Raw genomic sequence first — 4,129 nt, 5'->3', positions numbered from 1 at the left:
TTTTCGGCATCTGCTTCTTCCTTCACTTTCCATACAGGAAGCTTGTTCGTAAGATAGTAGCTTTCTCTTTCGAATTCAGACAATACTTTTCCCAAAAATTCTTGTGATTCTCCGTTGTGGTAATTGTAAGCTGTATCAAAATAATTTAAACCATTGTCCATGGCATAATGAATCATTTCTTTTGCAGCATCGAAATCAATTTTATTATCCTTAACAGGAAATCTCATGCATCCAAATCCTAATTTCGGGAGGGTTGCGTTAAATTTTTCTATAAATTTCTTATCCATAATAAGCCTGCTTTCTTTAATATTTTAAAATAAATATTATATACTAACAATTATAGCAAAAAATGAGAAACATGCAACCAACAATAATATGTGGTGTTATCCTAGCGGTAGCGAAGGATTTCATTATTATAAATTTTTAATGGATATTGTCTATATATATGTTATAATATTAAAAAACCATGATATAGAGGTAAAATATGAAAAATAGACTTATGTTTTTAATTTTAATACCTATATCTTTAATACTCACTATATATGCAAAATTATATATGAGTTTTGCAGAATTTTATGCTGTAGAGATTTATCCGGTATTCGCTGGGGCAATAAGTTTTTTTACTTCTAAAAGCTCATTTTCCTTAGCTGAAGTAATAATTGTAGCGTTAATAATTTTATTAATATTGTATACATTGAGTATGACAATAAACAGTTTTAAGTATAAAACGACAGATTTTTTCAAAAATTATATTGTAAATATTGGCGTTGCAGTTTCGTGTATGTATTGTTTATTTGTATTGTTTTGCGGGTTGAATTATTACAGATATGAATTTACACGTTATAGCGGGCTGGAAATAAAGGAATCTTCAAAAGAAGAGTTAATAAATATGTGTGAAGTACTAATTAATGATGCAAATGAAATGCGTGCAGAACTTCATACAAGTGATGAAAATACAGCGGAGCTTTATGATCATAATTATTACGGTACAGCAGAGAGAGCTAAAAATTCATTTAACAACATAGCATCTGAATATGAAATTTTAAAAGGCAATTATCCTGCTCCAAAGCCAGTAAGACTGTCGAAAGTTATGTCTTACATGAACATAACAGGAGTTTTTTTCCCATTTACGTTTGAAGCAAATGTAAATGTAGACATTCCACCATATCAAATTCCTGCAATAATGCTTCATGAGCTTGTTCATTTAAGAGGATTTATGAGGGAAGAAGAAGCAAACTTCATCTCATATTTAGCATGCACCAATTCAGGCTATGATGATTTTGCATACAGCGGGACTATGCTTGCTTTGTCATATAGCATGAATGTTTTGTACTATGAGGATTACGACGCTTTTGAAAAACTTTATGAAACATATTCTGAAGATGATAGAAATAACTTAAAATTTTCTAAAAATTATTGGAAACAATTTGACACTAAAGTTGCAGAAATTTCAAAAAATATTAATGACACTTATTTAAAGGCAAATAATCAAGAAGACGGTATAAAAAGCTATGGAAGAATGGTTGATTTGCTTTTAGCTTATTACAGAGAATCAGTATAATATAATTACTATTGGGATAAAATAACATTACTAATAGTGAAGGAGATTATATTATGGCAAAAATAGTTTGTACTGTAACAAATTGCTACTACAACAATAGGATGGGATGTTGTGCACCTGCAATTACTGTTGACGGAAACAGTGCTGTTGAAAGCCGTCAAACTTGCTGTGAAACATTTATTGAACAGAAACCGGGAGTCAAAAGTTCTGTAAGTGAGCCAAATAGTAATACAGAAATAAAATGTGGGGCTGTAAAATGTGTCTTTAATAAAGCAGGAATATGTCAGTCTGCTGATGTAGTAGTGAATGGAAAAAATGCACAAGTATCTGAGGAAACATGCTGCAGTACATTTAAAAGCTAATGTAAAAATAAATTTAAACAAAAGGATGCCTTCGGCATCCTTTTGTTTAATGTATTCAGTAATAATGAATTGATTATATTAATAACAGCAGGCAACTTTTGACAAACATCCAAATTAAAATTTAAGAAAGATATTTTTTCGTTGATAATATTAAGTTTATTTGATATTATAATTTAGGGTGATAAATATGAAAAAAATTATTCTTTTATTATTAGCAATAGTTTCAATTTTTGCTCTTTTTGCCGGTTGTGAAAAACAAAAACAAGAACCGGAAACAGAACAGGCATATAAAAAGTACAGTTATACTTTTTTAGATACATTTGATACCGTAACTCAAGTTGTGGGTTATACCGAAACTGAAGAGGAATTTAATTTATATGCAGAAGAAATTCACGACAGGATGTTAGAGCTTCATATGTTATACGATAAGTATAATGACTATGAAGGAATTAACAACATTAAAACAATAAATGATTATGCTGGAGTGAAGCCTGTTAAGGTAGACAAGGATATTATTGATTTAATTCTTTTTTCTAAAGATATGTATGAAAATGTAGGAAAACAAACAAATATTGCAATGGGTTCAGTGCTTAAAATCTGGCATGATTACAGAGATGAAGCTGAAGCAGACCCTTTAAATGCAAAAATACCTCCTATGGACATTTTGCTCGCAGCAAATGAACATACGGATTTGAGCAAAGTAATGGTTGATGTTGAAGACAGCACGGTTTATTTGGATGATCCTTTAATGAGTTTGGATGTTGGAGCTGTAGCAAAAGGTTATGCAACTGAAGTAATTGTTCAGGAAATTGTGAAAGAAGGTTTCACTTCAGGAATTATAAGTGCAGGCGGAAATATAAGAACATTTGGTAAACCACTGGATGGACAAAGAAATAAATGGGGAGTAGGTATACAAAACCCTGAAAGTGTATTAGATAATTCGCAAGAAAGTGTGTTGGAAACTGTTTTTGCAAATGATTCTTCAGTAGTTACAAGTGGTGATTATCAGAGATTTTATATGGTAGGCGATAAAACCATTCATCACTTGATTGATCCTAAAACATTAATGCCTGGTGATTATTTCAGAGCAGTTTCCATACTTACAGAAAATTCAGGAAGAGCAGACTTTTTATCAACTACTGTATTTTTGCTTCCATATGAAGAAGGTAAAGCTTTGGTTGAATCATTAGACGGTGTGGAAGCTTTATGGATTTTTAAAGATGGAACAATAGAAGTCACTGAAGGAATGAAAAAAATTATGAAAAGTTATGGTGCTTCCGGTACAGATGGTAACTAACCGTTATTTTGATGGAGAATATAAATGAAAAAATCAAATTTTTTTGCTTTTATATCAAGAATGAAATATATAAACAGATGGGGATTAATGCGCAATATCAAAGATGAGAATGTTTCGGAGCACAGCCTTGATGTTGCAGTAATAGCTCATGCCTTAACTATAATTCAGAAAAAGAGATTAAACATGGATGTTAATCCTGAAAAAACTGCATTGTATGCAATTTACCACGATGCTTCGGAAATATTTACAGGAGATATGCCAACCCCAGTCAAATATTTTAATCATGTTATAAAGACAGCATACAAGGAAGTAGAACTTACTGCAAATAAAAAGCTTCTTAAATTATTGCCTGATGATTTTTATGATGACTATGAAGCCGTGTTGATACCAAGAGAAGAAGAAGCTGAGATATGGAAGACTATAAAGGCTGCAGACAAAATAAGTGCTTACATTAAGTGTATTGAAGAAGAAAAATCAGGCAACAAGGAATTTTTAAAGGCAAAACAATCAATATTCAATGAAATAAACAACATGAACAGAGAAGATGTAAATATATTTATTGATGAATTTTTAGAAGGATACAGTCTAACATTAGATGAAATGAATTAAGAATTATATTGTATAAAATAAAGTTATAATTAAAACCTTAATTATAACTTTATTTTATTAGACTCATAAGATTTAAGTTGCTATACTAAAATAAAAAAATGCAGGTAAACCATGAATCAATACAATTATATGACTTTCAAATCTGTTTCATACGCAATGAAAGTTGAAGCAGCATTAAAAAACTATAATATACAATATAAAATAATACAAGTTCCAAGAAGCATAAGTTCAAGTTGCGATCTGTGCATAAGATTTTTCAAGGAAGATATAGACAATTTAAAAACAATTATTGCTAATAAC

The 4,129-nt window shown here is 30.3% G+C and carries 6 protein-coding genes; 5 read left to right on the top strand and 1 reads right to left on the bottom strand.

The genetic code is table 11. The annotated features are described in order from the left end of the window. On the bottom strand, positions 1-287 hold a 287-nt coding region (locus SA378_RS02705; protein ID WP_318524454.1), incomplete at its 3' end, for an aldo/keto reductase. A 197-nt stretch (positions 288-484) separates the two neighbouring features. Here SA378_RS02705 and SA378_RS02700 point away from each other — a divergent pair. The 5 genes from SA378_RS02700 to SA378_RS02680 form a co-directional block, all read left to right on the top strand. Then, a complete protein-coding gene (locus SA378_RS02700; protein ID WP_318524453.1) occupies positions 485-1,561 on the top strand; it encodes a DUF3810 domain-containing protein in 1,077 nt (358 codons plus the stop codon). Positions 1,562-1,614: 53 nt separating this feature from the next. Further along, a complete protein-coding gene (locus SA378_RS02695; RefSeq protein ID WP_318524452.1) occupies positions 1,615-1,923 on the top strand; it encodes a DUF1540 domain-containing protein in 309 nt (102 codons plus the stop codon). A 187-nt stretch (positions 1,924-2,110) separates the two neighbouring features. Further along, a complete protein-coding gene (locus SA378_RS02690) occupies positions 2,111-3,220 on the top strand; it encodes an FAD:protein FMN transferase (RefSeq protein ID WP_318524451.1) in 1,110 nt (369 codons plus the stop codon). Positions 3,221-3,244: 24 nt separating this feature from the next. Next, a complete protein-coding gene (yfbR, locus tag SA378_RS02685) occupies positions 3,245-3,829 on the top strand; it encodes a 5'-deoxynucleotidase (RefSeq protein ID WP_318524450.1) in 585 nt (194 codons plus the stop codon). Positions 3,830-3,940: 111 nt separating this feature from the next. Continuing rightward, positions 3,941-4,129: DUF3343 domain-containing protein (locus SA378_RS02680; protein WP_318524449.1), on the top strand; the 189-nt coding region annotated here is incomplete at its 3' end.

The organism is Sedimentibacter sp. (assembly GCF_033447055.1).
Taxonomy (GTDB): domain Bacteria; phylum Bacillota; class Clostridia; order Tissierellales; family Sedimentibacteraceae; genus Sedimentibacter.
The sequence above is the reverse complement of the archived record's forward strand: the minus strand, read 5'-3'. Positions and strand labels throughout refer to the sequence as shown.